Source organism: Amycolatopsis sp. MtRt-6, from assembly GCF_017308975.1.
GTDB lineage: Bacteria > Actinomycetota > Actinomycetes > Mycobacteriales > Pseudonocardiaceae > Amycolatopsis.
The window spans coordinates 55,262-81,422 of the sequence record NZ_JADWPD010000046.1 but is presented as its reverse complement, the minus strand read 5'-3'; the positions used below and the strand labels follow the sequence as shown (position 1 = coordinate 81,422).

The 26,161-nt window shown below is 70.2% G+C and carries 25 protein-coding genes and 4 pseudogenes; 22 read left to right on the top strand and 7 right to left on the bottom strand.

Annotated elements, in window-relative coordinates:
* From I4Q55_RS45830 to I4Q55_RS49930, 18 genes and pseudogenes are all read left to right on the top strand, one after another.
* Positions 1–285, top strand: a pseudogene (locus tag I4Q55_RS45830) (hypothetical protein); the annotation flags it as partial.
* 371 nt (positions 286–656) lie between these two features.
* Positions 657–1,979: an MSMEG_0569 family flavin-dependent oxidoreductase gene (locus I4Q55_RS45825; protein WP_206797195.1), complete on the top strand. Its 1,323-nt coding sequence runs from the start codon at positions 657–659 to the stop codon at positions 1,977–1,979.
* Entirely contained in the window at positions 1,979–2,815 is an 837-nt protein-coding gene (locus I4Q55_RS45820; RefSeq protein ID WP_206797194.1) for an amidohydrolase family protein, read from the top strand. Before I4Q55_RS45825 ends, I4Q55_RS45820 begins: the two co-directional genes overlap by 1 nt.
* 4 nt (positions 2,816–2,819) lie before the next feature.
* A complete protein-coding gene (locus I4Q55_RS45815) occupies positions 2,820–3,332 on the top strand; it encodes an MSMEG_0572/Sll0783 family nitrogen starvation response protein (protein ID WP_086864132.1) in 513 nt (170 codons plus the stop codon).
* Positions 3,333–3,341: 9 nt separating this feature from the next.
* Positions 3,342–4,412 carry an MSMEG_0568 family radical SAM protein gene (locus I4Q55_RS45810; RefSeq protein ID WP_206797192.1) on the top strand — a complete coding sequence of 357 codons (1,071 nt, stop codon included), beginning with the start codon at positions 3,342–3,344 and terminating at the stop codon, positions 4,410–4,412.
* Position 4,413: 1 nt separating this feature from the next.
* Positions 4,414–5,784: an MSMEG_0567/sll0787 family protein gene (locus tag I4Q55_RS45805; protein ID WP_206797190.1), complete on the top strand. Its 1,371-nt coding sequence runs from the start codon at positions 4,414–4,416 to the stop codon at positions 5,782–5,784.
* Positions 5,781–6,629 (top strand): carbon-nitrogen hydrolase family protein, encoded by an 849-nt coding sequence (locus tag I4Q55_RS45800; protein WP_206797188.1) that lies wholly within the window; start codon positions 5,781–5,783, stop codon positions 6,627–6,629. The genes I4Q55_RS45805 and I4Q55_RS45800 overlap by 4 nt, the downstream gene beginning before the upstream one ends.
* Positions 6,611–7,441 (top strand): carbon-nitrogen hydrolase family protein, encoded by an 831-nt coding sequence (locus I4Q55_RS45795; protein WP_206797186.1) that lies wholly within the window; start codon positions 6,611–6,613, stop codon positions 7,439–7,441. Before I4Q55_RS45800 ends, I4Q55_RS45795 begins: the two co-directional genes overlap by 19 nt.
* Positions 7,441–8,547, top strand: coding sequence for an MSMEG_0565 family glycosyltransferase (locus tag I4Q55_RS45790; protein ID WP_206797184.1), 1,107 nt, complete (start codon positions 7,441–7,443; stop codon positions 8,545–8,547). The genes I4Q55_RS45795 and I4Q55_RS45790 overlap by 1 nt, the downstream gene beginning before the upstream one ends.
* Positions 8,548–8,735: 188 nt before the next feature.
* Positions 8,736–10,601 carry an FAD/NAD(P)-binding protein gene (locus tag I4Q55_RS45785; RefSeq protein ID WP_206797182.1) on the top strand — a complete coding sequence of 622 codons (1,866 nt, stop codon included), beginning with the start codon at positions 8,736–8,738 and terminating at the stop codon, positions 10,599–10,601.
* A 55-nt stretch (positions 10,602–10,656) separates the two neighbouring features.
* The gene (locus I4Q55_RS45780) at positions 10,657–11,934 is read left to right on the top strand and encodes a putative PEP-binding protein (RefSeq protein WP_206797180.1); all 1,278 of its coding nucleotides are present in this window, start codon (positions 10,657–10,659) and stop codon (positions 11,932–11,934) included.
* 462 nt (positions 11,935–12,396) lie between these two features.
* A complete protein-coding gene (locus I4Q55_RS45775) occupies positions 12,397–12,636 on the top strand; it encodes a substrate-binding domain-containing protein (RefSeq protein WP_206797178.1) in 240 nt (79 codons plus the stop codon).
* 287 nt (positions 12,637–12,923) lie between these two features.
* On the top strand, positions 12,924–13,598 hold the full coding sequence (locus tag I4Q55_RS51180) for an FAD-dependent oxidoreductase (RefSeq protein ID WP_374194544.1): 675 nt from the start codon (positions 12,924–12,926) through the stop codon (positions 13,596–13,598).
* Positions 13,481–14,164, top strand: a complete 684-nt coding sequence (locus tag I4Q55_RS51175; RefSeq protein ID WP_374194543.1) for an NAD(P)/FAD-dependent oxidoreductase — start codon at positions 13,481–13,483, stop codon at positions 14,162–14,164. Before I4Q55_RS51180 ends, I4Q55_RS51175 begins: the two co-directional genes overlap by 118 nt.
* A 154-nt stretch (positions 14,165–14,318) precedes the next feature.
* Positions 14,319–14,599 (top strand): annotated as a pseudogene (locus I4Q55_RS45765) (SPFH domain-containing protein); the annotation flags it as partial.
* 17 nt (positions 14,600–14,616) lie between these two features.
* Positions 14,617–14,769 (top strand): annotated as a pseudogene (locus tag I4Q55_RS51170) (IS3 family transposase); the annotation flags it as partial.
* 151 nt (positions 14,770–14,920) lie between these two features.
* A pseudogene (locus tag I4Q55_RS51165) lies at positions 14,921–15,058 on the top strand (IS3 family transposase); the annotation flags it as partial.
* A gap of 7 nt (positions 15,059–15,065) precedes the next feature.
* Positions 15,066–15,536, top strand: coding sequence for a hypothetical protein (locus tag I4Q55_RS49930; protein WP_242547931.1), 471 nt, complete (start codon positions 15,066–15,068; stop codon positions 15,534–15,536).
* A 196-nt stretch (positions 15,537–15,732) separates the two neighbouring features.
* Here the strand turns inward: I4Q55_RS49930 and I4Q55_RS45755 are convergent, their stop codons facing one another.
* The 3 genes from I4Q55_RS45755 to I4Q55_RS50860 all read right to left on the bottom strand — a co-directional run bounded on the left by I4Q55_RS45755 (position 15,733) and on the right by I4Q55_RS50860 (position 18,742).
* Positions 15,733–16,317 carry a hypothetical protein gene (locus I4Q55_RS45755; RefSeq protein WP_242547918.1) on the bottom strand — a complete coding sequence of 195 codons (585 nt, stop codon included), beginning with the start codon at positions 16,315–16,317 and terminating at the stop codon, positions 15,733–15,735.
* A gap of 118 nt (positions 16,318–16,435) precedes the next feature.
* A complete protein-coding gene (locus I4Q55_RS45750; RefSeq protein ID WP_206797174.1) occupies positions 16,436–17,896 on the bottom strand; it encodes a multicopper oxidase family protein in 1,461 nt (486 codons plus the stop codon).
* Between the two features lie 252 nt (positions 17,897–18,148).
* Positions 18,149–18,742 (bottom strand): hypothetical protein, encoded by a 594-nt coding sequence (locus I4Q55_RS50860; protein WP_206797172.1) that lies wholly within the window; start codon positions 18,740–18,742, stop codon positions 18,149–18,151.
* A 200-nt stretch (positions 18,743–18,942) separates the two neighbouring features.
* Between I4Q55_RS50860 and I4Q55_RS45740 the strand changes: the two genes are divergently transcribed.
* Positions 18,943–19,791 (top strand): maleylpyruvate isomerase N-terminal domain-containing protein, encoded by an 849-nt coding sequence (locus I4Q55_RS45740; RefSeq protein WP_307793485.1) that lies wholly within the window; start codon positions 18,943–18,945, stop codon positions 19,789–19,791.
* A 140-nt stretch (positions 19,792–19,931) separates the two neighbouring features.
* Here I4Q55_RS45740 and I4Q55_RS45735 read toward each other — a convergent pair whose 3' ends face one another.
* From I4Q55_RS45735 to I4Q55_RS45725, 3 genes are all read right to left on the bottom strand, one after another.
* Complete coding sequence (locus I4Q55_RS45735; protein ID WP_206797170.1) at positions 19,932–20,081, bottom strand: alpha/beta fold hydrolase; 150 nt, start codon at positions 20,079–20,081, stop codon at positions 19,932–19,934.
* Positions 20,082–20,199: 118 nt separating this feature from the next.
* Positions 20,200–20,691, bottom strand: a complete 492-nt coding sequence (locus I4Q55_RS45730) for an IS5 family transposase (RefSeq protein WP_307793484.1) — start codon at positions 20,689–20,691, stop codon at positions 20,200–20,202.
* Between the two features lie 298 nt (positions 20,692–20,989).
* On the bottom strand, positions 20,990–21,235 hold the full coding sequence (locus tag I4Q55_RS45725) for a hypothetical protein (protein ID WP_206797169.1): 246 nt from the start codon (positions 21,233–21,235) through the stop codon (positions 20,990–20,992).
* Positions 21,236–21,297: 62 nt separating this feature from the next.
* Between I4Q55_RS45725 and I4Q55_RS45720 the strand changes: the two genes are divergently transcribed.
* The gene (locus I4Q55_RS45720) at positions 21,298–21,639 is read left to right on the top strand and encodes a hypothetical protein (RefSeq protein WP_206797168.1); all 342 of its coding nucleotides are present in this window, start codon (positions 21,298–21,300) and stop codon (positions 21,637–21,639) included.
* Positions 21,640–22,050: 411 nt separating this feature from the next.
* Here I4Q55_RS45720 and I4Q55_RS45715 read toward each other — a convergent pair whose 3' ends face one another.
* The gene (locus I4Q55_RS45715) at positions 22,051–22,485 is read right to left on the bottom strand and encodes a hypothetical protein (protein WP_206797167.1); all 435 of its coding nucleotides are present in this window, start codon (positions 22,483–22,485) and stop codon (positions 22,051–22,053) included.
* 247 nt (positions 22,486–22,732) lie between these two features.
* Between I4Q55_RS45715 and I4Q55_RS45710 the strand changes: the two genes are divergently transcribed.
* Both I4Q55_RS45710 and I4Q55_RS45705 read left to right on the top strand, forming a co-directional pair.
* On the top strand, positions 22,733–24,313 hold the full coding sequence (locus tag I4Q55_RS45710) for a helix-turn-helix domain-containing protein (protein WP_206797166.1): 1,581 nt from the start codon (positions 22,733–22,735) through the stop codon (positions 24,311–24,313).
* 250 nt (positions 24,314–24,563) lie between these two features.
* A complete protein-coding gene (locus tag I4Q55_RS45705) occupies positions 24,564–26,132 on the top strand; it encodes an alkaline phosphatase (protein WP_206797165.1) in 1,569 nt (522 codons plus the stop codon).
* The last annotated feature ends 29 nt before the right edge of the window (positions 26,133–26,161 follow it).

Genomic DNA, 26,161 nt, shown 5'->3' with positions numbered 1-26,161 from the left:
AACCACCACCGGATCGACGACTACCCGGACTGGCGGTTCCACGTGCTCAAGGGTGAGCGGGGCAATCGCCTCGACCAGTACGTGATGATGATGGAAATCGCGAGCCTGGACGCGCTGGACGTGTTCTATCCCGAGCCCGACATCGCCACCGGGGAGGCTGCGGAGTTCGCGGCTGCCCACCGCGACACCAAGCAGATGTACGAGGAGTGGAAGCGGCTGGCCTCGTTCTCCGGCTCGCCGCAGATCTACACGGACTACCTCGCCGTCGCGGAGAACCCGGCGTAGTCCCGCACGACCGGGCCGGGCCCGGGATGTCGCTCGACACGCATGGCGGTGGTGACGCTGACCAACTACGGCACCGACACCGCTGCACCCTCGACCAGCTCGGCCGCCGGCTCGCGGCGTCGCCCGGCCAACCGGCCGACCGAAGTGTCCCGAAGACGACGTCGAGGCGGAGGTGAACCCGCTTCTGATCGGCGCGCGCGGGCAGGGCGTGACAGCGCTGGACGCGCTGGTCCGGCGCCGGTGAACCTGCGGGCCGGCCGCCGCCGATGTTAAGCAGCACCGGGGAAAGTTGTCACGCGGCGGTGGTCTGGTAACCCGCAGGTGTTCCGGATGAAACTGTTCGGAAATGGTTCGCCGGTGCACTGATCGGCATGAACTTCCAGCTCGACGGCCTGCACCGGCCGGTGATCGTGGTCGGCGGCGGCCAGGCGGGACTGTCGATGTCCCACTGCCTGACCACTGCCGGGGTCGGGCACGTGGTGCTCGAACGCGAGCGCGCGGGGCACGAATGGCGGACCCGCCGCTGGGACAGTTTCTGCCTGGTCACGCCGAACTGGCAATGCCGGCTGCCCGGATTCCCCTACGCGGGCGACGATCCGGACGGGTTCATGGTCCGGGACGAGATCGTTGCCTACCTCGAGGCGTATGTGAAAGAGTTCGACGTCCCGCTGCACGAGGGCGTCGAAGCGACTCGGCTGCGGCAGCTGCCCGGCGGCGGGTTCCGGCTCACGACGTCGGACGGCGAGCTGACCGCCGACCACGTGGTGCTGGCGACCGGCCCATACCAGGTGCCGCTCAAGCCGCGGCTGGCCGAGCGGCTGCCCGAGCACGTCGTCCAGCTGCATTCTGCCGAGTACCGCAACCCGGCGCAGCTGCCGGATGGCGAGGTCCTGGTGGTCGGCACCGGGCAGTCCGGCTGCCAGATCGCCGAGGACCTGCACCTGGCCGGACGCCGGGTGCACCTCGCCGTCGGGTCGGCGCCGCGGGTGGCCCGGCGCTACCGCGGCCGGGACGTCGTCGCCTGGCTCGACGACATGGGGTACTACGCCCGGGGGATCGACGAGTTCGCCGACGCGGACGCGGTGCGGTTCCGGGCGAACCACTACGTCACCGGCCGCGACGGCGGGCACGACATCGACCTGCGCGCGTTCGCCGCGGACGGCATGCAGCTCTACGGCAGGCTGACCGGTGTCCGAAGTGGACAACTGAGCTTCGCGGACGACCTGCGGCGCAACCTCGACGCGGCCGACGCGGTCTCCGAGGGCATCAAGGACTCGATCGACGCCTTCGTCGCGCAACGCGGGACAGCTGTGCCGCGGGAAGAGCGCTACCAGCCGGTGTGGGAACCGCCGGAGGGGCCTCGGACGCTCGACGCGGAAGCGATTTCGGCGGTCGTCTGGAGCACCGGGTTCGGCCGTGACCACCGCTGGATCGACGTCCCGGTGTTCGACGGCAAGGGCTACCCGACGCACCACCGCGGCGTCACCAGCTGTCCCGGGCTGTACTTCCTCGGTCTGCCTTGGCAGCACACCTGGGGGTCCGGCCGGTTCTGCGGCGTCGCCGCGGACGCGGAGTACCTGACCCGGCGGATCACCGCGGGCGGGCGCGGCGCCGACGTCCGGTGGCTCTCCGGCACGCCGGTGAGCACCTACCCGGCCGACGACGACTGGGTCGCGCCCCGGACGGTGGCCTGATGAAGTGGACGAACGACGCCCACCGGCACCTGGGCGTGCTGCCCGCTTATCCGTTCTACGGGGGACCACCGGTCGCCCCGGCGATCGGCGCCCGCGGCACGATCGGGGAGCTGCTGTCCGATTTGGACAGCGAGGGCACCGAGCGGGCATTGGTGATCCCGAACTACGGCGTGCCGGACCCGGCGATCGCGTTCTCCTTCAACGAACTCTGCGTCGAAGCGGCGAGCAACGACGACCGGATCAGCGCCGCGCTGTGGGTGTCCCCACGTGCCGAAGACGCCGACCGGATCGAAGAAGCACTGAAACTGGCCGGCGAAGAAGGCGTGCGGGCGCTCAAGCTCAGCTTCCTGCTCGGCGGCCGAGCGTCCGACCCCGCGTGCCGGCCGCAGCTGGACCGGATCTTCGCCACGGCGAGGGAGCACGACTTGGTCGTGCACGTCCACACCTCGCCGGGCGCGGCGTCGGACATCGACGAGGTCGGCAAGCTCGTCGATGACTACGCCGGCGACGTCAAGCTGCACCTCGTCCACTTCGGCGGCGGGATGAGCGGGCACATCAAGCTCGTCGGCGGCCGCTTCTTCGACTGGATCGCCGCCGGCAAGCAAGTCTACACGGACCTGTCCTGGGCGATCGGCTTCACGCCGCGCTGGCTCGTCGAGGAGATCTCCCGCCGTGGCCTCGGCCACGACCGCGTGCTGTTCGCCTCCGACCAGCCGTGGGGCGATCACGAGGGCGAACTCGCGAAGCTGGCCGCCGCCGCCGGCGACGGCGAACTCGCCGACCTGGTTTTCCGCGGCACGTTCGACGTGCTGTACGGACCGAAGAAAGGGAAATAGACCGATGGCAGAGCTGACCGAGACCGAGAAGACCAGCCTCGACGAGATCCCGCACCCGTCGCTGCCGCAGGGATCGAGCCTGTACGGCGGGACCAAGGTCTTCCCGGACTACCAGGCCGAACCCGGCCAGAGCTATTTCACGCTCGTGCACGGCATCGCGCACGAGTCGTCGGTGAGCTTCGTGGCGATCCTGCAGGCGACCCGCGCGCTGCGAAAGGGCTTCGAGGCCGCGATCTACTTCTACGGCCCGGGTTCGCTGAACTGCCTGGCCACCCGCGGCTTCCCGACCACCGGCAACGCCGCGTTCCCGGGCGAGCTGAACATCAACGACCAGCTCAAGACGTTCATCAGCGAAGGCGGCAAGGCCTACTGCTGCCGGTTCGGCCTGTCGCTGCACGGTGCCCGCGAGGAGGACCTCATCGAAGGCGTCATCCCGACCCACCCCCTGGATGTGCAGGACGCGCTGATCCACTACGCGCGCAAGGGCGCCATCATCAACTCCACCTACATGTTCTAGGAGCGGTCCGTGCGCGTTGGCATCGAAGAAGACCTGGACACCCGCGCCGACATCGCCGTCCGCGGGGTGCGAGTGGACGCACCCGTACAACGCAGCAAGGGCGCCGGGCCGAGCGACGACGGCCACCTGGTCGTCGACGGTGCCAACGCGACGCTGCCGCTGAACCCCGAAAGCCCGTACGAGGTCCGCGACGGCCGGATCCACCGGGGGACGGTCGACCTCGGCCTGAGCGTGACCCCGGTGGCGCGGCCGCGGTTCTACGATCTGTCCACTTCGGATGGCGTGCCGTACCGGAAGATCGCACTGCTGCACGGCAAGGACGTCCTCGCGACGACCGTCGTGCAGACGTGCATCCGGTACGCCGAGGACCAGCGCTGCCGGTTCTGCACCATCGAAGAGTCACTGCGGGCAGGATCCACCGTGGCCGCGAAGACGCCGCAGCAGCTGGCGGAGGTCGCCGAGGCGGCCGTGCGGCTCGACGGCGTCCGGCAGATGGTGATGACGATCGGGACCACGGCCGGGCCCGACCGCGGCGCCCGGCACCTCCTCCGGTGCGTCCGGGCGGTGCTCGACGCCGTGCCGGGCCTGCCGATCCAGGTGCAGATCGAGCCGCCGGGCGACCTCGGCGTGCTCACCGAACTCCGCGAAGCCGGGGCGACGTCGATCGGCATCCACGTCGAGTCGCTCGACGACGCCGTCCGGCGGCGGTGGATGCCGGGCAAGTCGACCGTGCCGCTGGCCGAGTACGAGGCCGCGTGGGCGGAGGCCGTTCGGGTCTTCGGCCGCAACCGCGTCTCGACGTACCTGCTGATCGGGCTCGGCGAGAACCCGGACGACCTCGTCGAGGGCGCCGGGCGGCTGATCGGCCTGGGTGTCTACCCGTTCGTCGTCCCGATGCGGCCCATGCTCGGCACCCTGGCCCGCCGCGACGGCGCCACCGCGCCTCCGCCGTCGCTGGTCGCCGAGGTCACCAGCCGGGTCGCGGCGCTGCTGCGGGCCGCCGGGATGACCGGGGCCGACCAGGGCGCGGGCTGCGCCGCGTGCGGTGCCTGCGGCCTGCTGAGCGCGGCGGGAGCCTGACGTGGACCACGACATCCTCGCGCTGCTCGGCGACGTCCGCAGCGTCGCCGCCCGCCCCGCGTTCCACATCTCCGAAGCCGGCCACACTGGACTGACGGCGTACCGCGCGTTGCGCCACGAGGCGTTCGTGGCGCGGCAGGGCCTGTTCGCCGGGCACGACCTCGACGACCACGACACCGACCCGCGCACGATCGTCCTGGTCGCGCGGGACACCGCCGGAGCCGTGCTCGGCGGCGTCCGGCTCGGCCCGGCCACCGGCGGTCCCGACCTCGGCTGGTGGCGCGGCGGCCGCCTGGTCGTCGCCCCCGGCTCGCCGCCCGGCATCGGCTCGGCGCTGGTCCGCGCGGCCTGCGCACGGGCCGAGGCCGAAGGCGCGCTGCGGTTCGAGGCCACCGTCCAGACCCGCACCGAGAAGCTGTTCACCCGGCTCGGCTGGCAGCGTCTGTGGCCGGTGACCGTCGCCGGTCGCGAGCACCTGCTGATGCGCTGGCCGATCGGCCGGATCGCCGAGCTGGCCCGCGCGACCAAGGCCGCACTCGGGCCGCTGCTGCGCGGGCTGACCGGCGTGCCCGGCTTCGTCGGCGACGACGGCGTGCCGCTGCCCGGCACCGATGTCGTTGCCGCCTGCGACGCGATCATCCCGGCCATGGTCGAGCGCGACCCGGAGTGGGCGGGCTGGTGCTCGGTGCTGGTCAACCTCAACGACCTGGCCGCGATGGGCGCCACGCCGACCGGGTTGCTGGACGCGCTCGGTGCCCGGGACGCGTCCTTCGCCGCCCGTGTCCTCAGTGGACTGCGGAAGGCGAGCGAGGCGTACGGCGTTCCGGTGCTCGGCGGGCACACGCAGTTCGGCGTCCCGGCTTCGCTTTCGGTCACCGCGCTGGGCCGGACCACCGATCCGGTGCCCGGCGGGGGCGGGAAACCGGGGCAGCGCGTCTGGCTCACCGCCGACCTCGGCGGGGGCTGGCGGCCCGGCCACACGGGACGGCAGTGGGATTCGACGAGCTTCCGCCGCACGCCTGAGCTGCGGGAACTGCTCGGTTCGGTGGCCAGGGCGAGACCGGCTGCCGCGAAGGACGTCTCGATGGCCGGGATTGCCGGCACGCTCGGCATGCTCGCCGAGGCGTCCGGTTGCGGCGCGGTCTTGGACGTCGAAAAGGTCCCACGGCCACCTGGAGCGTCCACCGGGGACTGGCTGACCTGCTTCCCGGGCTTCGCCATGCTCACCGCCGGTGCTCCGGCGCCCGCCGGGCCCGCGGTCACCGCGGCCTGCGGCGAGCTGGTGGCGGGCACCGGCGTCGCGCTGCGCTGGCCGGACGGCGAACTGACGCGCGCCATCGACGGCGGCGTCACCGGATTGGGGAACTCATGACGACACTGAGGATGGCCGCGGTCGCCGCGCCGTTCGACCGCGACCTCGAAGCCGACTTCGCGCGCATCGAGAAGCTGATCGGCGAGGCGAAGGCCGAAGGCGTCCGGCTGCTGGCCCTGCCCGAAGCCGCGCTCGGCGGCTACCTCGCCAACCTCGACGGCGGCGCCGAAGGGCCGCCCGCGCTGGCCGCCGACGGCCCGGAGCTGAAACGGCTGGCCTCGCTGGCCGGCGACCTGGTGGTGACCGCCGGGTACTGCGAACTCGATGCCGGCCGCCGGTACAACTCCGCGGTGTGCGTCAGCGGCGACGGCCTCCTTGGCCACCACCGCAAGGTCCACCAGCCCCTCTCCGAGAACGCCAGCTACGGCGCGGGTGGGGAGTTCGCCGCGTTCGACACGCCGGTCGGGCGGCTGGGCATGCTCATCTGCTACGACAAGGCGTTCCCCGAATCCGCGCGGGCGCTGGCGCTCGACGGCGCCGAGATCGTCGTCTGCATGTCGGCCTGGCCCGGCAGCCGGACCAACCCGGCCGCCGACCTCGCCGAAGACCGCTGGAAGCGCCGGTTCGACCTGTTCGACCGGGCCCGCGCGCTGGAGAACCAGATCGTCTGGCTCTCGGCCAACCAGTCCGGCACCTTCGGTGACCTGCGGTTCGTCGCGAGCGCCAAGGTCGTCGACCCGGGTGGCGAGATCCTGGCCGACACCGGCGTCGTCGAGGGCATGGCCGTCGCCGAACTCGACGTCGGGGCGGCGCTGGCCACGGCCCGGCGGTCGATGGCACACCTGGCCGACCGCCGGCCCGAGGCGTACGCGTTAGTGTCACGTGGATGGGGCAGATCCGCATAGGGGCCGTGGCCGCGCACTTCGGCCGCGACCTCGACTTCGACCTCCAGCGCATCGCGACGCTGATCGACCACGCGCGCACGTCGGGCGCCGCGCTGCTGGTGCTGCCGGACGCGGCCCTCGGCGGTTACCTCGCCGACTTGCGCCACCCCGACCCGGACGCCCTGCCCCCGGCCCTCGACCCGGACTGCGCCGAGCTGAAGACCATCGCTTCGCTGGCCGCGGAGATGGTCGTCTGCGTGGGCTACTGCGAGGCCGACGGGCCGCAGCGCTACAACTCGGCGGTCTGCGTGACCGGTGACGGGGTGCTCGGCCGGCACCGCAAGGTCCACCAGCCGCCGGGGGAGAGCGTCGCCTACCAGCCGGGTGACCGGTTCGCCGCGTTCGACACCCCGGTCGGGCGGCTGGGCATGCTGATCGACTACGACAAGACCTTCCCCGAGTCGGCCCGGTCCCTCGCCCTCGACGGCGCCGACATCGTCGCCTGCCTGAGCGCGTGGCCGACCAGTATCACCAACCGGGCACCCCGGATGGCCCAGGACCGCCAATCCCGCCTGTTCGACCTCTACGACCAGGCGCGGGCCGCGGAGAACCAGGTCGTGCTCGTCTCGTCCAACCAGACCGGTGCGATGGGCGGGATGCGGTTCCTCGGCCAGGCCAAGGTCGTCGGACCCGGCGGGGAAATCCTCGCCCGCACGTGGTCGAAGGCCGGGATCGCGGTGGCCGAGCTCGACGTCGGGCAGGAACTCGCCAACGCCCGGCGCGTGCTGCACCACCTGGGCGAGCGGAAACCGTCGGTGTACCGGGAGGCCTGATGCGCATCGCCCTGCTGAGCTACTCGACCAAACCCCGCGGTGGGGTCGTGCACACCCTTTCCCTGGCCGAGGCGCTGGCGGAACTCGGCGAGGACGTCACCGTGTGGACCCTTGGACGCGGCGGCGACGCGGGGTTCTTCCGGCCGGTCGACCCGCGCGTGCGGCTGGCGATCGTCCCGTTCCCCGACCTCGCGGACGAGTCCGTGGGGGAGCGGATCCTGCGGTCGATCGCGGTGCTGCGTGCCGCGTTCACCCCGGCCGCCTACGACGTCGTGCACGCGCAGGACTGCATCAGCGCGAACGCCGTCGACCGGTGCGTCCGGACGGTCCACCACCTCGACACTTTCACGACGCCGGAGCTGGCGGCGTGCCACGAGCGCGCGATCGTCCGGCCGTACGCGCACGTCTGCGTCTCGGCCTCGGTCGCCGCGGAGGTCCGCGACGGCTGGGGCATCGAGGCGGCGGTGATCCCCAACGGCGTCGACTACGACCGCTTCGCGACGGCCCCACGGACCTCGGAGCGGGGGCGCTACGTGCTCGCCGTCGGCGGGATCGAGCCGCGGAAGGGCTCACTGGACCTGCTGGAAGCGTTCGCACTGCTGGCCGAACCGGGCCTCCGCCTGCTCATCGCCGGCGGCGAGACCCTCTTCGACTACCGCGACTACCGCACCCGCTGGGAGAAACGCGCCGCCGAGCTGGGCGTCGAGCCAGTGGTGCTGGGCCCGGTCCGGCACGACGAACTGCCGTCGCTGGTCGCTTCGGCGGCGGTGTTCGCGTTCCCGTCCACCAAGGAGGGCTTCGGGCTGGCCGCGATGGAGGCACTCGCCGCCGGAGTGCCGGTGGTGACCCGCGACCTGCCCGTGCTGCGTGAGGTCTTCGGTGCCGCCGCGAGGTTTGCCGCCGACCCGCCCGGCTTCGCCCGCGAGCTGCGCGCGGCGCTCGACGGCGCCGACCCGGCACCCGGGCGGGCATTGGCCCGGCGCTACAGGTGGGCCGCGGCCGCCGAAGCCCATCGGACCTTCTACCGGAGCTTGTCCGACTCTCCAGCAACATCCTTTGGGGCCGCAGCCAGTCCGGACCGCTCGGCGCGCGGAGTCTGGCGGTGATTCGCCGACGCGGCCGGCATCGCCCGCTGTCGGCGGTCCGACCTGGCCGGGTCATCGCGTGAACACGATCGGCCGCGGTGCGACCCAGGCTGCTCAAGGTAATCTCATTGCTCGCTGTCGGCGGCGGGCGTCCGCGCGGAGCGCTGATCGTGGCCGTTCGCGGAATTCGGCAGGACAGGAGTGGCGAGATGCGGCTGTCGGACCAGGTGCCCCGGGTGGTCATCGTCGGAGCGGGTCTGGGCGGCACTGCCACCGCGGTCCGGCTGCTCCAGTTCGCGCGAGAGCCCGTGCAGGTGGTGCTGATCGAGCGGCACCCCGGGTATCGCAGCGCGGGCGTGGCCTACCACCGGGCCGGAAACCACTGGCAGCACGTCTTCAACATCCAGGCGGGCCGGATGTCGATGTTCCGTGAGGACGTCGACGATTTCGTGGACTGGGCGAACAGCGAGGCCGACCGGGCCGGCTGGCCCCCGGAGTGGAGCGGCTTCACGTTCACCGAGTCCGGGCCCGCGCCGCGCCGGATCTACGCCGACTACCTGGCCGGCCGCCTGGCTCGGGCCGCGCGGGAGGCGGCGGACGACGTGAGCCTGGTCGAAGCCGACGGCGAGGTGGTCGACGTGGCAACCGCTGCCGGCGGGTGCCACGTCGTCGTCGACCGGTTCTGCCTGCCCGGCGACGATGCCGAGCCCGGGCGCGTGACTCTCCGCGCCGACCACGTCGTCATCGCGACGGGCTTGGAGGAAAGGGACCTCCCCTTCGCGGCCGAGGTGGTGAACCACCCGGCCTTCGTGCGGCGCCCGTACTCCGAAGCGGGGATCGCGCGCATCCTCGGCACCGGGCCGGACGCGACGGTCGTCATCATCGGCACGTTGCTCACCGCCTACGACGTGGCCGCGTTGCTGTTGCGGCGCGGGCACCGGGGAAAGATCGCCATGATCTCCCGCTCCGGCCGGATGCTGCGGACCTACCCGCCGGACCACCGGCATCGCGTTCTCGATCTGCCGGCACCCCGGCTGCACCGCGAAAGCTACGAAGGCCGCCAGAACCTGCTGATGCGCGTCGTGGCCGAATGGGAGCGGGCGTGTGCGATCGTCGCTCGCGAGCACCCCGACGTTCCGCCTGCTGTCGTGTCGGAACGGGTCTCGAAGTCGTGGGAGCCCCACCTGCCCGGGGTACTGGCCCGGATCCCGTCCGCCGACCTGCGCGGGCTCCTCGACCAGTACGGGACGCTGCTGGCCACCCTGCGGGTCGGCGCTGTCGCGTACACCACCGAGGTCGTCGACGCGGCGATCGACGGCGGTGGGCCGGTCACCCTCGTCACGGGAAAGGTGGGCCGGATCGACGGCACCGAGGCAGGCACGCTGCTGGTGTCGGTGGCCGGAGCGTCGTCGTCGCAAACCCTCGAAGCGGACCTGGTGATCTCGAACTTCGGACGGGAGCCGGACTACGGGCGAACCGGGTCGGCGCTCTGGGCGGCGCTCCTGCGGAAGAAGATCGCCGTGCAGCACCGGCGTACCGGGCGCGGGGTGGAGGTCGACGGGTCCGGTGCCCTGCTCGGGCCGTCCGGGCTGCCGTCCGGTCCGGTCTCGGTGATCGGCGGTCCTCGGGAGGGCGACGAGATCGTCCGGAACGGCCGGGTCGGCGCGTTCGCGTTCAACCTCGCCGCGATCAAGAACCATTCGGTCGGTGTCGCCGCGGCTGTACTGCGCCGGCTCGAATCCTGTTACGACGACCGCGCCGGGAACCTGGCCGCGATCTTGACCGAGGATCCCGGCGCACGGGAGGCGTTCGCAGCTTTGGTCATGCTCGAGGTACGCCGGATGACCGCCCGGCGTGGGCGCGATCGGGAAGCCCTGGTGGACCGACTCGAGGTGGGCTTGAAGTCGGTACGTGACGCCGCTTCCGGCAGCGAGCTCCCCGGGACCGATCGCGCTCTGCGAGCCGCCGTGAACACGGCCGCCACGAGGAAGCTCAACGACCTTTCCGTGACGCCGCGCGAACTGCGGGGCCTGCTCCTCCTCGACGAGCCACCGGAAACGTTCACATCGGACTGATGAGGCCGCAACGCGGAGGACGCGCCGACGGCGGGCGGACGGCCAGCCTTGGGGCATGCCTCGACCGGATGCGGATCACCCGGAGACCGGCGGGAAGCCGGGCCTGCGGGAAATCCCGGGGTCCCTGCTCGTCGGCTCGCCGCGGGCGACCGTTCGCGGTATCTGCCACCGCACCAGGGAACCGGTCCAGGGTGCCGTTCTGGTGGTCGAGACCCTCGGCCCCGACTTCTACGACGCCATCGTCGCTTCGGCCGCCGTGATCTGCGCGAGAGGCGGCCGGACCGGCCACATGCAGTCGCTCTGCCGCTCGCGCGGGATCCCCGTCCTGCGCGTCGATTCGTTCGAGCCGGACGCGTTCGTCGGCGAAGTCACCATCCGGGTCGATCGCGAGTCGGTCGTCCTCGGCGGCATCGATGGCGAGCCGCAGCAGGCGCAGCCCCCGGGTATCAGCCTCGACGGCCTCGAGTCGATCTGCGTGGTCATCGCCGACGCTGCCGACATCCGGTCCACGAACGACCTCGTGCCGCGCGTCGAACAAGCGAACTGTTACTTCGTCCGTGAAGAGTTCCTCTGCTTCGGCGCCGGCCTGAGCCCGGTCGATGCCCTCCGGGCCGGGGATCGCGAGGCCGAGCGCTACGGGGAAGCCATCGCCTCGGAGCTGTGCTCGATGGTGAAGGAACTCCTTCCCGGGCAACGCCTGGTCATGAGATTGCTCGACCTCCGTTCGGACGACGCCGCCCGGATCACGACCGGGGCAGCAGTGGCGGACGAACCCAACCCGGAGCTCGGGCTCCACGGCACCCGGTGGCTCCTGGCGGAGCCTCGCTATCCGCGCGCGTTCCGGGCCCTGCGCGCACGCCTGCAGGATCGCCTCGGCTGGGACGCGGAGCGGGTCGGTTTCGCCGCGCCGTTCCTCAACGACCAGGAGGAGTTCCGGCGGCTGCGGCAGCACCTCGGCCTGACCGGCGCCCTGCCGCTCGGCGCCTTCCTCGAAACACCGGCCGCGGTGCACTCGACAGCCGGGTTCCGGACCGCGGGAGCCGGCGAACTGTTCATCGGCACCAAGGACCTGATCCAGTTCTACCTCGCCGCGGACCGCGGCAACCACCTGGTCGCCTCCTCGTACCAAACCCGGCACCCGGCTGTACTGGCCGCACTTCGCCAGGCCATCGAGTCGTGCCAGGAGACCGGGCCGCCGCTGCACGTGTTCGTGCTGGGTGCCGATGTGGACCACTACCTCCGGCACCTCCCGGCACGCGGGCTCATGATGTGTACCGCCGAGCTGGCACAACTCGCCCGGAGAGCCGCTCGCGGCACCCCTGACACATGCTGAACCGGTCTGGTTCGCGCTCACGGTCTTCAGCACGCTCGCCCAAGTCGAAAGCTTGGTGTTCTGCCCGGGTCTCCGGCCGGTCACTGCGGATCCAGGCAGCGCGGAGCGCTCAGCGTGGACGATCGGCCGTGGCGGCGCGGTGTCGGCCTGCACGGTCATTTCAGGCCCGACCGCCAAGGCGTCCCGGCGCTGCCGGACCGCTTCACGGTTCCGCACTTCGAAACCAAGGGGGCCGGGGGAGGGCATCGCGACGGTCCAAGATCGCGTGGAGGCGGCCGCGCCGCTGTGGCCGGGAGGGGCCCTGAGCGTCCGCCGCTTCGCGGTGCGGCCCGCCGGGCGCCTGACGTCCGTGAGCTCGTCGATGTCGGCCTTGTGGCCGTCGCTGCTCGCGGGTAAGGCCGGTCGCTCGTCCCCGCAGAGACCAACATGGACGGTGTAGGTGCAGGTCCAGGCATCGAGGGTGTGCGGAACGCCCAGGACAGCGCCCGGACCGCCGTGGCGGAGTGGACGCGGGGCGCCACGTCCGTCACCCCGGTCGCCGCGTTCAACGATCTGCTCGCACTCGCCGTCCTGGCCAGTTGCCGGACCCGGCACATCGCCGTCCCGGACGAGCTGGCGCTCCTCGCGGGGCCAGTCGCGTTCCAAGCGTGCCTGGCGAAGCTCGTCACCCAGGACCCTGCGGTTGGCGTGACGGGAAAATGATCTGCTGTAGGTCCGTGATCAACCGGGTTCGACGTTTTACCTTGCCGAGGTTCGGAAAATCCGGGCAGTCGGTGAATACTGCTCGACCGGAACGCATGGGAATGCGTGTGGTGCGTCAGCGGCGACGGGAGAGTTGCTGCGAATTTCGTGCGCGCCGTGCGGAAGTCAAGTCAGCTCGCACCCGTAGGGCCCATCGCGGGCGAAGCGGGCGCGGTGTAGCAACTCTACAAACAGCGTCCTCGTGATTGGCGGAACGCGACAATCGCTCGAGTGGATTTCCCATCATCATGGAGGTGTCAGCACAACTGCGATGTGGAGGTCGGAAAATGTTCGGGGCCAACGGGAGCGACGTCGCCCGCGTCGAGGATGTTCGGGGCGACCGTGGGCCGCGATCGGCGATCGTAGTGGGTGCCGGGGTCGTCGGGCTGTCGGCAGCGTGGTTCTTGCAGCAGCGTGGGGTCGAGGTGACCGTGCTCGATCACAACGGAGTGGCAGCCGGTGCCTCGCGGGGCAACGCCGGGTGGACTGCGCCGAGCCTGCTGGCGCTGCACGAACCGGCCGTGCTGCGGTACGGGCTGCGCTCACCGACGCGCCCGGCCGGCCCGCGGCGAGACCCGGCTGTCCCGGACCGGGAATGGTGGAGCTTCCTCGCGCAGATTTCCGCGAACCGCCGCTGGTCGTCGTGGACTCGGGCGGTCCGCCGGAATCGGGCGCTCGACGACGAGTGCCTCGACGCCTTCGACATGCTTGCTGCGAACGGGGTCGACGCGCAGACCGTCGAAGCCCCGGTCATCGCGGTATTTTCGAACCATGCAGCGAATTCACCCACGCGCTCGCCCGGTCGGTGTTCGCCCGGGGCGGGGACATCCGGACCGAGGAGGTGGTGGACGTCCGCGCTCGCCGTGGTGGTGTCCGGGTCTGCACCGGTGCCGGCCTGGCACTGCAGGCCGATGTGGCGGTGATCGCCACCGGCGCATCGTTGGCGCACTTGGCCCGTCGCTGCGGCGTGCCGGTGCCGGCTCCGGTCAGCCGCGGGTATTCCTTCACCGTCGCGGTGGACCGTCCCGTGCCCGGACCGATCTACCTGCCCGAAGCACGCGCGATGTGTACCCCTCATCGCGACGGGATGCGCGTGGCCGGAATGGCGCAGTTGCTCGACCCGGACCGAGAGGACATCCGGGACAACGTGAGGTCGCTCATCGCGTCCGCGCGTCCACTGCTCGAGGGCGTGCGCTGGAACGAGCGGGGGGACGTCCGGGTCGGCGAAGGCCCGGTGACCTCGGACGGCCGGCCGCTGATCGGCGCGACGCCCGTGGCCGGTGTCCATCTCGCCGGCGGACACGACCGGTGGGGGTTCACGCACGGCCCGGTGACCGGTCGCCTGCCCGCCGAGCAGATCACCACCGGCACGCGACCGGAGGCGCTGCGCGCGTTCGACCCGCTTCGCGTTGCCGTGAAATGGCGCGTCGACACGGGCCGTCCGCCGGTCGCCTCACAAGTGCTTTCCGCGGCAGGTTCGCCCTCGTGAATCCGATGGAGTAGCACAGGCTCGGCAACCGCTGACAAGACCTTCGATCGGACTCGACGAGCACCGCTCCCGGTCATGGCAGTGGAAACAACCAACATCGGAGAAAAGCATGGTTGCGGCATATTTTGCCCTTGCGATCACCGCCGTCGCGTTCATGCTGATCGCGTCCAGTGTTCGGGTGATCAACCAATACGAACGCGGTGTCGTCTATCGGTTCGGGCGGGTGCGTCCGGCCATCCGCGGGCCAGGCCTCGCCGTGATCGCGCCCGTGATCGACCGACTGCAGAAGGTCGACATGCAGATCCTCACGATGCCGGTGCCCCCTAGGATGGCATCACCCGCGACAACGTCTCGGTGAAAGTGGACGCCGTCGTCTACTTCAAGGTCGGTGACCCGGTACGCGCGGCCGTCGACGTCCAGGACTACAGAAGCGCACGCCGTCGAAAGGTGCCGTGCGGGACGCCGGACTGCTCGCTGAGATCGAGTGTGTGTTCCGCGAGAATTCCGGTGTTTACGGAGCGCGGAAAGTGCATGCGCAACTCAACCGTGAGGGAATCCGCGTGGCTCGCTGCACGGTCGAGCGGCTGATGCGCCAGAAGGGGCCTGCAGGGACTACGGCGAGGCAGGCGGCCCAGGACCACCATCGCTGCCGCCTCGCCTTCGCCGGCGGACCTGGTCGACCGCCGCTTCACTGCCGACCAGCCGAACCAGCTCTGGGTAGCGGACATCACCTATATCCGGACGTTCTCGGGATGGGTGTATGCCGCGTTCGTCATCGATGTGTTCTCGAGAATGGTCGTGGGCTGGCAGGTGTCGACCTCGTTGCACACGAATTTCGCCCTCGACGCGCTGGAGATGGGGATCTGGGCCCGGCAACGAGCCGGACAAGACGTGACCGGACTTGTCCATCATTCCGACCGCGGAGTTCAATATCGAGCCATTCGTTATACCGAGCGTCGCCGAATACGTCGACTGGTCAACCATCGCCGCGTCCACGGCGAGGTCGGACAGCGCACTCCAGCCCAGGTCGAAGCCGACCACCAAGCGTCACGTCACGATCAACCCTTCGAGCCTGCACGGGCTCGGTGACAGACAACGAGACCTGCACCAGACCCGGGGCGCATCAGGCTTGTGGTGCCAGCGTGGCCTGGAAGTAGTTGAATCTTTCGTATCTGGAAGGGGTATGGAGCTGACCTTTTTTGTCACCTACGCGACACTTGGATCCTTTGGTGGATTCTTGCGTGCCTGCACTTGGCCTCGTCGTGCGGCGATGCCATCGAAGTCGATCCTCCTGATGCTGGTTCTTGAGTCGGACGCCGTCAGCTTGGCCGAGGCTGGGGTGTACAAAGTGGAGGAACCCAGCTCAGCCTGAACCTGTCGAGCGAGGCGATATGGTGACTCTCGCACTGCCGTCGTCGTCGCAGCGAATCCCGAGCCGAAGCCGACGTGGCCTGCGTTCCTCTGCTTCCCTGAGCGCGGGCAAGCAGCGATCACGGCGCCACGCATCACGTCCGATGTAAGCTGCCTGAGTTGGGGACGCTCTGTAGAAGTGGTCCCAAGCTTGCTGCTCAGTGAGATTGGATTCGGCTGCGGCGATCGTGGTGGCCGGCGCCCAGAACCATCGTCGCCATGCCTTCTCGCCGATCTCGCGGGCTTTGGTGCCGGTGAGGTTGGCAAAGGCCCAAGCGTGCGCGGTGGTGTGGCCGGCGCGAGCAAGCGCGAGGGCGTGACCGTACTCGGCCGAGTTCCGGTTCCGGCACGTTGTTGGCCGAATCGGCGCGGATGGCGACCGGCTCACCGTCGGTGACCACCCGCCACGCGGCCGACTTGAAGAACAACTCCGGCCGCTTTGCGCGGTACACCCGCGCGTAGACGTCCTCATCGGCGCTCTCCTCGCGTCGCGCCTCCTCGGACCGCAGATAGGTCACCCCGGCGGCCCACACCTCCATCCGCCCGTCCAGCGGCGGTAGCAGCCGCGTTCCGGCCGTGGACACGGGCTCGCCGGCGGCCTCGGCCAGCTCGCGGATCTCGGCTACGGGGCGCCGCAGCAGGTCACTCATCGACGCCACCGCGAGCGGTCGGAGCTGCTCACCGGTGAGCAGGCCGACGCGGACCGCGCCGGTTCCGTCGGCGAACCGCACCGGATGGCTCATCCGGACCTCCTTCGTTCAGGGACGAACCTGCGGAGTGCCGAGCGTGGCGGTCAACGAGTGCCGAACCGCCGGGAGCCGGGGCAGGCGGACGCGCCCGCCTGCCCCGCGTGCCCACCCGTCAGGGAACGATCTCCATCTCCGCCATCATGCCGATGTTCGAGTGGTCGAGGAAGTGACAGTGGTACACGTACCGGCCGACGTAGTCGGTGAAGGTGGTCTGCAGCCGGACCCACTCACCCGGACCGAGGAAGACCGTGTCCTTGCGGCCCGCGTCGTCCGGTCCCGGCGGGCCGCCGTTGCGGTCGAGCACGCGGAATTGCTCGAGGTGCAGGTGGAACGAGTGGGGCGCACCGAAGACGGTGTCGGTGTTGCGGACGGTCCAGATCTCGGTCGCGCCGCGCTTGACCTTGATGTCCACCCGGTTGGGGTCGTAGACCTGCTCGTTCATCAGGCCGGTGAAGTTCGTCTCGTCGAACCGCATGGTGATTTCCCGCTGAACGGTCGCCGTCCCCGGCGCGGGCAACGGCCGCAACGTGGCGGGCACGCGGCTGCTGTCGAGCGCGAGGCGCGTCACGTCGAACCGGAGCAGCGGTCCCGAGATGTCCTTGAGCACCAGGTGCGAACCCAGGGGCACCTTCGAGAAGTCGACCACGATGTCGACCCGCTCCGCGGATCCGAGCAGGATTTCCGACCGCGGCACCGGCGCCGGCAGCAGCCCGCCGTCGGAGGCGATCTGCGTCATCTGGACGCCGCCCAGGGTGAGGCGGAACTGCCGCTCGTTGGAGGTGTTGAGCAGCCGGAACCGGTACTTGCGGGCCGCGACCTGGAAGTACGGGTTCACCACACCGTTGACGAGGATGGTGTTGCGGTCCGGGGGGAAGTTCGGGTAGACCATGGCCCCATTGGCGTCGAGCTGGATGTCGCGGAGCATGATCGGCACGTCGTACTGCCCCGAAGGCAGGTTCAGGCCGCGCTCCGCCTCGTCGTCGAGGATGTAGAAGCCGTGGAGTCCCCGGTAGACGTTCTCGGCCTCGAGGTGGTGGGCGTGGTCGTGGTACCAGAGGGTCGCGCCCTGCTGGCGGTTCGGGTAGTGGTAGGTCCGGCTCTGCCCCGGGGCGAGCAGGTCCATCGGGTGGCCGTCGTCGGCCTGGGCGTTGTGCCCGCCGTGCAGGTGCACGTTGGACGGGACGTCCAGCTGGTTGGTGAACGTCACCTCCACCGGCGTGCCGGTCTTGGCTCGGATCGTGGGCCCGACGAACTGGCCGCCGAACGAGCGCACCGGCGACGGCTTGCCGGGCAGGAAGGCGTGCTGCGCCGCCTTGATCGGGATCTTGTACACGTCGACGCCGTCGCCGCGCCGCATCGGCGTCAGCTGCTGCGGTATCGGCAGCCGCTGGGAGAACAAAACCCCCAGCCCCGCCGCCGGACGGCCCCCGCCCGCCGCGGAGCCCGCGGCCGGGGCATGCCCGGTGTGTTCCGCGGCGCTCGGTTCCCGGGTCAGGGCCGAAGGCAGCAGCGCCGCCCCACCGACCACGCCTCCGGCCGTCGCCCACCCCAGTAGTTTTCTTCGGTTCAACATCACCGCTCCTCGGAGCTCATTGTTTGTTTTCGGCACCGGATTCCGGCGCTTCTCCCTGCAGCGATACTCTGTCGTGAGGAGCGAGCGGGCATCTCCGTAGGTGCGAAATCTTCACCGCAAGGGTGAGAGCCCAAAGAGGGAATAGATCGGCTCGCCGACCGGGCGCGATGTTTCGGTCACTGCGCCGAACGGCCGATCCACCTTTTGGTCGCGGGTAATTTTCCCACCGGCGCGACCCGCTTGCGAACTCGATCATTCAGTCAAAAGGGGACAACCACTGAATGTCGCGAAATGGGGAAGTGTTCGAGGAGGTGATTCGGGATCAAGAGGCGATGCGGAAAGTAGCCAGGGGATCGCCTTGTGCGAGCGGAACGGGTCAAGGCAACACAAAGGGCCCGTGAGCGGCGGTGTGCTGGTCACGGGCCCTGCAAGTGTGTCCGTCGGGCTGACAGGATTTGAACCTGCGACCCCTTGACCTGCCGCCGAGACCGGGTCGGCAGGCACGAGCGCCGGTGAGGGGACGGGCAAGCGTCCCGGCCATGGGCGGTCTTCGAGCACGGGGCGTCGGGGTTCGCCCCATGGAATGAGCCGGACGCGCTCGCCGGGGCCGCGGCCGCCGTCCAGCAGCGGGGTGGACACCGCGTCGGGGCCGAGCAGGCCCTGGATCCGTACCAGTGCCCGGCCGGCGCGCTCGGCGGCGTCGGCGTCCTGGCCGATCGCGCCGAGCTGCAGCTGCAGCGCCTGCCCGCCGACGACCTCCTCGGGATCGAGGGTCAGCCGCACGATCCCGGCGCTGGGGCGGTCGCCGTCGCGGACGGTGAGCCAGCCTTCGCTTTGCCAGCGCACCCGATCCGCAGGAGCGCGGGCGGTCAGTGGCTCGGCGCACCGCCACACTCGCACCCGCCGCTCACCGGCCTCGGTGAGCGCGGTGATCGTCAGCCGGGTGCAGGCGAGCCGTGCCGCGGCCCCCGGTTCGGCACAGGTGAAGAAGCCTGCCGGCCATGGTGACCGCTACGGTGGCGCAAGCCTGACAGGGAGGTGGGGGCGTGGACGTTACGATCACCGGAGAGCAGTGGGCGGCGGCCCGTGCCGCGCTCGCCGACGCGGGACAGCGGTTCGCCGACCTGGTCGAATCCGCCACGGTCCCCGGCGCCCTGGCCACCGAAGCATGGTCGATCGCCGAGACCGCGGCCCACGTCGTCGGGATCGCGTCCTCCTACACGGTGATGGTCGACCCGCACTCCCCGCCCTCCGCCGGGTACGAGTTCCTGGACCTGGCGCCGGGGACGACCATCCATTCGGTGGCCGAGCTCAACCGGACGGCGCTGGACGCCTTCGCCGAGCGGGACGTGGTCGTGCTCGCGCGGGGGATGCGGACCGCGGTGGCCGAGATCCTCGCGCGCAGCGAGGGGATGGACCCCGCCACGCCCATCGACTGGCTCGGGGGCTCGCGGGTGCCGGTCGCGGGAATCCTTGCCCACCTCGTCAACGAGCTGCTGATCCACGGCGGGGACATCGCGCGCGCAGAGGGGCGCGCGTGGGCGATCCCGTCGTGGCAGGCGGCATTGTTCCTCGAGCTGTTCCTCGTGGGGATGGTCCGCACGGACCCGGGCGAGATCCTCGACGCGCGGAATCCGCCGGCGCGGCGGATCGCGGTCGAGTTCCGCTCCCGCCACACGACCACCGTGACGCTGGTGCTCCGCGGCGGCCGGCTCACGGCCGAAGGCCCGGGCAGCGATCCGGACGCGATCGTGTCGTTCGAGCCGGCGGCGTTGAACCTGATGCTGTTCCACCGGCTCGGCAGGCTGTCAGCGATGTGCCGGGGAAAGGTACGGGTGCACGGCAGGCGGCCGTGGCTGCTGGTGCCGTTCATGCGCGTCCTCCGCATGCCCTGACGTGCGGTGGTGGGCCGAGCCGATCCCACCTGGTGCGTGTACGGCGCACCCGGCCGCCCGGCCCGGGGGTGACCCGGACCGGCGCGCACCGGCGTGCGCCGGTCTGCGAACGAGCCGCAGTTCGTCCGCACCACACGCAGTCAGGTCTTCTTCAAGGCCCTGGCGAACATGCGTACGTCCTCGACGAACAGGTCCGGCTCTTCCATCGCGGGGTAGTGGCCGCCGCGGTCGTACTCGGTCCAGCGGATGATCGTCGGGAAGTCGCGTTCGGCGAAACGGCGGATGGCCACGAACGCGGCGTGCGGGAACACCGCCACCCCGAGCGGGACCGGCAGCGGTGGGAACCGGCCGATCCGCGCGTTGATCGGGAGCTGCTCGGCACTCTCGTAGTACGCCTGACAGCTTGTCTCATGTGGTGAGTTTGCGGAGCTTCTTGTGGCAGGTGAGGGCTGCGCCGAGGATGAGGAAGGCGAGGAAGTGCGCTGCTTTGCGTTCGTAGCGCAGGGTGAGGCGGCGGTATCCGGTGAGCCAGGCCATGGTGCGTTCGATGACCCAGCGGTGCTTGCCGAGTTTCTTGCTGGTCTCGATGCCTTTGCGGGCAATGCGGACCTTGATGCCGCGGTCGCGGACCCAGCGCCGCAGGCCGGGTTGGTCGTAGGCCTTATCGGCGTGCAGTTTGGCGGCCTTGCGCCGGCGTGGGCCGTGCCGGGACTTGATCGCCGGGATTGCCATGACCAGGGGTTTGAGGGCATGGATGTCGTGGGTGTTGGCTGCTGAGATGGCCACGACCAGCGGTAGCCCGGCGCGGTGGGACAGGGCGTGGATTTCGAGCCGGGCTTGCCTCGATCGACGGGGCTCCGACCGGTCAGAGATCCCCTTTTTTGGCCCGCACGCAGGCACCGTCCACGATCGCGCGGCTCCAGTCGATGAGGCCTTGACTGTCCGTGGTTGACGTGCGGTACTGACGTCGGCGGCGCCCGAGAGTGAGGTGTGAGGTCAGTGACGCAATGTCGCTGTGCGCGCGACGTGATGAAGCGGGGCAACCGTGTCACTGTCTCGTCAGCTCGCCTGCATTGTGGCGCTGAATCAAGATTGCTCGGCCAGCGATAGTGTTGTGGTTAGCGAGCACGATCGTCCTCGGACCCAGTATTACCCCACGGATCGCGAAACGCGATCTTGAAGCTGGAGCGATCGTAGATCAGCTCGAATCGGTCTCCTCGAGCCGCAATTCGGCGCCGTCGTAGACAATGATCTTTCCTGACTCGCGCAGCGCCGCTGCCACACGTCCGTGCCGTAGCCGATCAAACTCCGATGTGGCGCGGCCGTCGTTGCCTTCATCTCCGAGTCGGATGCTGATCTCGTCGACGAGGTGGTCTTCGCGGATGTAGAGCGTCTTCGGTCGTTCGAGGCCGTGCGTTGGGTGCTGGTGTCGCCGTGGCGGCACCAGTAGGTCGGCCGTCGGTGGTTGGTCGCGAACTCGACGCTGCCGAGGTAGTGAGCGTCCCGGTGGAGATCAAGGGCTCATGGCATACGGCGGTTTCCACGGCTCAACGCGACCAGCTCGCGAATCGGTACTTGCCGGCCGAGACGACGGATGCGGGCGTGTACGTCGTCGGCTGGTATCCCATCGACCTGTGGAGCTCGTCGGCCCTGTGCCCCTTTTTGGAAAGCCTGCGCAGTCAGGCGGGCAAGATCTTCGAGGAGCTCGGACGACGCACCCTGCCGTACGTCTTGACGATCACGAGGGCGGCCTCAAGCCAGTGCACTGTCATGAACGCTGCCCGTCGTGTCATCAACCCGGCCGATGTTCACCAAGAGAGCACCGGTTCGCGAAGGGTTGTCCGGTAAGGCCGTTCTCACCCTGACCTGGAGCAACGTGGACGTTGACGCCCGACATTGCATCGGCGGCCTACGTGTGAAGTGCGGCTTGGAGCAGGGCCGGGATCGGGCTGAGCGGATGGGCTTGCCGCCGGAGGGCAGCCCTTCATCGCCGGTGAGCAGGGGAGAAGGGTGTGCTCATCGGAGACAGGGTGTAGACCCGCCAGCGCGCTGCTCTGGCGATGACGTCGTGCTCTCCGCCGCCGCGGAGGCCGGCGTCCTGCAGCAGCAGAGCGAGACGACCGGCTCGGGCCACCTCATCGACGGGCGGCGCGACCAGGACCGCCTGACAGTCGTTGCAGGGTGGCACCGCCGGCCGTGGTGACAGCGGAAACCCGCCGTCGCCCCGGCCGGCGTCACGAATCGCCTTGCCGGGCTCGGTCAGCAGTTGAGGTTGTAGAACCAGGTCGGGTTGTACAGCCGGATCCACTCACCGGGGTCGTAGGTTTCGCCACGGAAGTAGACCTTGCACGTCTTCGACCGGACGCAGTCGGTGTCCTTCCAGTAGTCGGTCGAGTCACCGCCGTCCTTGAGCGTCTTCCGGTGGTCGCTGTCCACCTTGCAGCTCCAGTGGGACGAGGAGTCCCGGTCGATCTCCAGGCTCTTCCCGGTGCGGTTGTGCGCCTCCCCGCAGGCCGGCCAGGTACAGCTGGTGCCCATCGTCTGCACCGGCGCGTCCGCGCCCGCGGGCACCACTTCCTCGACCACGATCATGCCCGGCTCCGGCGCGGCCGGAGCCGCTTGTGCCGTTCCGGTGAACCCCAGCAGCACGGCGGCCGCGGCCGTGGCCACCACCGGCCCCATCCGTTTCGTCAACGCCTGAAGTCGCATTGTGCTCCCCTCATCATCGCGACGCCCTGATCGGCCGCCGCCCGGAAGTACTGTCCCCGGGACAGCCGGCCGATATCAAGATCTTCGCGTCCCGTCCGGGGGGCGGGACGCCGCGGCAGGCTCTGACCTGCGCGTTCACCTCGCCGATGAGACGGCCTGGGCCATGCTTCGGCCGCGGGGCTGTGGCGGGGGCCGGCGTTTCGTTAGCATTCGGCCGGGGGAGGGGGAGCACGTGGACGAGATCGCCAAGCTGCTGTCGGAGCTGAAGCAACGCAGCGGCCTCAGCTACGCCGAGCTCGGCAAGCGAACATATGTCAGCAGTTCGAGCCTGCACCGGTACTGCACCGGACGGAGTGCGCCACCGAACTACCAGTTGCTCGTCGGCATCGCCCAGGAGTGCGGCGCGACCGACGAAGAGCTGAGTGAACTGCTGCTCAGGTGGCGCCGTCGCGAGGGCGGCGCCCGGCCGGCCGAGGACCCACCGGCGGCCCCCACGGTCCGCGCGCGGAAAGCCGGTCACCCACGAACGCGGCTGGTGGCGGTCGCGGTCGCGATGCTCATGGTTTTCGTCGTGACCTCCGGCACCCCGGCCGGAACGGATGTCCCGCAGATCACCGCGCCGGCCTGGCAGGCGCAGCCAGTTCCGGTGGCACCGGAGCTGTTCGGCGTGACCATGAACAGCGCCACCGGCACCATGCCGGCGTTCCGGGTGGGCAGTGTGCGCTTCTGGGACAGCCAGACCCGCTGGGCGAACCTGCAGCCGGCTCGCGACCGGTTCGACTGGGCCACCTTGGACCGGCTGGTGGACGGCGCGGAGAAAGCGGGACTGCCCACGCTGTTCGTCCTGGGTGGCACACCGGGGTGGGCGGCACCGGGCTCGCCGAAGGGCGCCTACACCGACGGTTCACGCACCGGTGCGCCCGAGAACCTCGCCGATTGGGATCGCTTCGTCCAAGCCCTCGCGTCCCGGTACCGGGGCCGGCTCCACGCCTACGAGCTGTGGGTGCAGGCCACGCATCACATGTACTACTCGGGGTCGGTCGAGAGGCTGGTGGAGATGACCGCGCGAGCGGCGAAGATCGTGCGGTCGAACGATCCGGACGCCACGCTCGTCTGTCCCTCGATGGGACAGCTCTGGCAACCACAAGCACGGGAAATCCTGCGGCGGTTCGCCGAACTCGGCGGTTACCAGCACTGCGACGCCGCAGGCGTGAAGCTGTACCAGCGGGACGCGGCCGACCCGCCGGAAACGCTGGTGCCGCTGCTGCGCGAACTCGACGCGACGATGCACGCGGCCGGCGTTCACCCGCCGCTGTGGAACACGGGCACGGTCTACGACATCCCGCTGAGGGAGCCGTTGCCCCCGGCGCGCTCCACCGACTACGCGATGCGGTTCTACCTCGCCGGCCTCTACGGCAGGGAGTTCAACCTGCGGCGGATGTACTTCTACAACTGGGGTTCCAGCAAGCTTCCCCTGGTGCTGCAGGCCGAAGGAAGCCCGCCGACCGGCGCCGCCCTCGCTGTCGAGACACTTCAACGCTGGCTGACCGGTTCCCGGTTGCGAGGCTGCGGGCAGGGGCTCGCCGCGGGACTGCCCGCTACCGTCTGGCAGTGCGCCTTCCTCGACGAGTCCGACCGGCTGAGGGTGATCCGCTGGACCCACGCGGGAACCGCGTTCACGGCAACGGGCCCGGGCGCCGAGTCCCACTCGCGGATCAACGGCACGACCACGGCAGTGCGTCCGGGCGAACTCGTCCAGGTCACGGAAACCCCTTCCTTGATCACCCACGCCCCCCACGTCTGGCCCGGTTGACGCACAGCGCCACTGCGGCCCTTTCCCGGCTGCCTCGTTCTCCGAGCTGATCTTCGCCATGCCGGGATCGACTGCGTGGCACCCGCACGCCGGGAAAGCGCCCTCGCCGGACGCCGTTACTCTTTGCTCCGAGGGGGAGTTTGCTACTTCCTCCGGGTGTACACCGCCGGGTCATCGGGACGTCGCACCGTAGTCATCCCTCGAACTTAGCGTGTGCAGGCCGCAACGGTCTTTTCGGAAGAGGTGACACATGGCTGGTCCATTCGACGCCGCCGCGGGTCCGGCGCCGTCCCGCCGTCAGGTCCTGCTGGCCGGTAGCGCCGTGCTCGGCGCCGCCGCGCTGTCCGGCATCCCGGCCGCGGCGGCCGAGGGCGCGGGGCGCGCGCCGGTGCGGGCGCCCTTCACGCTGGGGGTCGCGTCGGGCGACCCGCTGCCCGGCGGCGTGGTGCTGTGGACGCGGCTGGCGCCCGAACCCCTGGCTGCCGACGGTGGCATGCCGGCCCGGCCGGTGCCCGTGAGCTGGCAGGTCGCCGAGGACGAGCGGTTCCACCGCGTGGTGGCGGCCGGTGCCGAGCCGGCCCGCCCGGATCAGGCGCACGCGGTGCACGTCGAGGTGTCCGGGCTGCGGCCGGGAGCCGAGTACTTCTACCGCTTCCGGACCGGCCGCGAGCTGAGCCCGGTGGGCCGGACGAAGACCGCGCCGCGGCCGGGCGCGCGGACCGACCGGTTCGCGTTCGCCTTCGCCAGCTGCCAGAACTACCCGGAGGGCTTCTACACGGCCTACCGGCACCTGGCCGAGGAGGACCTCGACCTCGTCGCGTTCCTCGGCGACTACATCTACGAAGGGGGCGCGCAGGGCACGATCGGCCGTGCGCACGCGCCGGCGGCCGAGATCTGGACGCTCGCCGACTACCGCACCCGGCTCGCCCAGTACAAGAGCGACCCTGATCTGCAGGCGGCCCACGCGGCCTTCCCGTGGGCGGTCGTGTTCGACGACCACGAGGTCGAGAACAACTGGGCGGGCGACATTTCCCAGCCCGACACCGAACCCGACCAGGACCCGGCGGTGTTCCGGCAGCGCCGCGCGGCCGCGTTCCAGGCGTACTACGAGCACATGCCGTTGCGGCGCGCCCAGCGTCCGTCCGGCCCGGACATCCGGATCCACCGGCGGCTGACCTTCGGCGACCTGGCCGACGTGCACCTGCTCGACACCCGCCAGTTCCGCGACGACCAGGAGGTGACGCCGCAGGAGCGGCTCGACCCGGCCCGCACGATCCTCGGCTCCGCGCAGCGGGAATGGCTGCTGCGGAACCTCGCCGGCCGCACCGCGCGCTGGAACATCCTGGCCCAGCAGGTGTTCTTCTCCGCCCGAGACTTCACCGCGGGCCCGGAGACGAGCTTCAGCGACGACGCGTGGGACAGCTACCCGGTCGAGCGCGACCTCGTCCGCGACCACCTGGCCAAGGCGGGCAACCCGGTGGTGATCACCGGCGACGTGCACGCGAGCTACGTCGCCGACATCAAGGCCGACTTCACGAACCCGGCTTCGGCGACCGTGGGCACGGAACTGGTGGGCACCTCGATCACCTCCGGCGGCGACGGCGTCGACCAGAACGCCGGCGATGCCGTGCAGCTGCGGGAGAACCCGCACATCAAGTTCGTCAACCGCAAGCGTGGTTACGTCCGCAACGTCGTGACCCGGACCGAGTGGACGGCCGATTACCGCGTCGTCGACTACGTTTCCCGGCCCGGGGCCCCGGTGACCACGCGCGCGAGCTTCGTCATCGCCGATGGCGAAGCCGGCGCCACCCCGAGGTAGGCGACCGGACAACGCCTCCGCACACCCTG

Coding starts and splice junctions, on each gene's coding strand:
- I4Q55_RS45815 (WP_086864132.1), top strand. CDS start 2,820: ATGGCAGAGCTGACCGAGACCGAGAAGACCAGCCTCGACGAGATCCCG.
- I4Q55_RS45790 (WP_206797184.1), top strand. CDS start 7,441: ATGCGCATCGCCCTGCTGAGCTACTCGACCAAACCCCGCGGTGGGGTC.
- I4Q55_RS45780 (WP_206797180.1), top strand. CDS start 10,657: ATGCCTCGACCGGATGCGGATCACCCGGAGACCGGCGGGAAGCCGGGC.
- I4Q55_RS45820 (WP_206797194.1), top strand. CDS start 1,979: ATGAAGTGGACGAACGACGCCCACCGGCACCTGGGCGTGCTGCCCGCT.
- I4Q55_RS45785 (WP_206797182.1), top strand. CDS start 8,736: ATGCGGCTGTCGGACCAGGTGCCCCGGGTGGTCATCGTCGGAGCGGGT.
- I4Q55_RS45825 (WP_206797195.1), top strand. CDS start 657: ATGAACTTCCAGCTCGACGGCCTGCACCGGCCGGTGATCGTGGTCGGC.
- I4Q55_RS45755 (WP_242547918.1), bottom strand. CDS start 16,317: ATGAGCCATCCGGTGCGGTTCGCCGACGGAACCGGCGCGGTCCGCGTC.
- I4Q55_RS45750 (WP_206797174.1), bottom strand. CDS start 17,896: ATGTTGAACCGAAGAAAACTACTGGGGTGGGCGACGGCCGGAGGCGTG.
- I4Q55_RS51180 (WP_374194544.1), top strand. CDS start 12,924: ATGGAGGTGTCAGCACAACTGCGATGTGGAGGTCGGAAAATGTTCGGG.
- I4Q55_RS45800 (WP_206797188.1), top strand. CDS start 5,781: ATGACGACACTGAGGATGGCCGCGGTCGCCGCGCCGTTCGACCGCGAC.
- I4Q55_RS45705 (WP_206797165.1), top strand. CDS start 24,564: ATGGCTGGTCCATTCGACGCCGCCGCGGGTCCGGCGCCGTCCCGCCGT.
- I4Q55_RS45795 (WP_206797186.1), top strand. CDS start 6,611: ATGGGGCAGATCCGCATAGGGGCCGTGGCCGCGCACTTCGGCCGCGAC.